This is a genomic window from Novosphingobium sp. B-7 (assembly GCF_000410615.1).
GTDB lineage: Bacteria > Pseudomonadota > Alphaproteobacteria > Sphingomonadales > Sphingomonadaceae > Novosphingobium > Novosphingobium capsulatum.
Window position 1 is genome coordinate 16,171 of sequence record NZ_KE148395.1, and the last position, 1,149, is coordinate 17,319.

Annotated in this window: 2 protein-coding genes; both read right to left on the reverse strand. The window is 65.6% G+C overall.

All coding sequences use genetic code 11. The annotated features are described in order from the left end of the window. Positions 1-771, reverse strand: a 771-nt coding sequence (locus H926_RS28280) for a hypothetical protein (protein WP_237741081.1), incomplete at its 3' end; no start/stop codon positions are given. A 111-nt stretch (positions 772-882) separates the two neighbouring features. Further along, positions 883-1,149: glycosyltransferase (locus tag H926_RS0116925; RefSeq protein ID WP_028658149.1), on the reverse strand; the 267-nt coding region annotated here is incomplete at its 5' end.

Sequence of the window (1,149 nt, forward strand, 5' to 3'; positions counted from 1 at the left end):
CAGCGGCGTGATGCCGGCAAACGCGATATCCTTATTGGGGATGAAGGGAAGGCGTGCCACCAGCAGGCGGATGGTGGAAAAGAGGATCCAGGTGCCGATCGACACCTCGGGCAGGATCAGGTGCCAGGACAAGGCGGTAAAGCCCATGCCGGCGGCGATGCGCAGGCAGTGGACCATGAAGACGAACCACAACGAGCGGCCCGAAAGGCTGAAAATGCCCTTGCGCAGGAACGTGATGACCAGCGACGTCGCCAGGGCAAAGGCGATGGCCGAAACGATCAGCCAGGTGTTCTGGCCGAAATCGACCCGCCCGCTGACATACCAGGTAATGCCCATCATCAGGATCGTGATGATGTTGCCGGCCAGCGCCGAAAGGATCGCCACGTCCTTCACCGCGCCAAAGGGCGAGCCCTCCATCTTCACATGGCGGCGCGCCCAGTCGTAGAAATAGACTTCCCCGACATAGCCCAGCAGCAGTTCGTTGCCGACCAGCTTCTTGAGCAGCGGCGCCAGGCCCGAAAACGGGATGCCCCACAGCTTGCGGAAGATCACCCAGTCGGCCACCGGCCCGGCGAAATAGCTGGCGGCCAGCACCAGCCAGATCAGCGGGGAGCGCGGGATGATCGATACCACCATCAGCCAGTTGAGCTGGCGCAGCTGCCACAGCACGGCGCACAGGATCGCCACCGAAACGGCGGGGCCCAGATAGGCGCTCCATTTGCGCAGGCCGCTGGCTTGGGGAGCGGTCTCGGGAATCGCGGGTGTCGTCATCGTTTCTCGTTCAGGCCCGGGCGCGGCGTTACAGCGAACATGGTCGCCGCGCTATCCGCTTTCTGCGGGTTGGCGTGCGCGACGGGTTCGCCCGTGCCGGGCAGCGGGTGATCAGCCATGGGCCAGTCGCTGCATTTCAACGACATAGCTTTGGGCGGCAATTTCCACAGTAAAACGGCGCGCCTGGGCGCGGGCGGCGGCCGAATCGAACGGCAGGCTGGTGATGCGATCCATCGCCGCGGCCAGCGCCGCGGCATCGCGCACCGGCACGAGCAGGCCAAAGCGGCCCTGGCCGAGCAGATCGCCCATGCTCACGCTGCATGTCGTCGCTACCACCGGCAGCCCGGCGGCCAGCGCCTCGGGCACCACGGCGGGCAC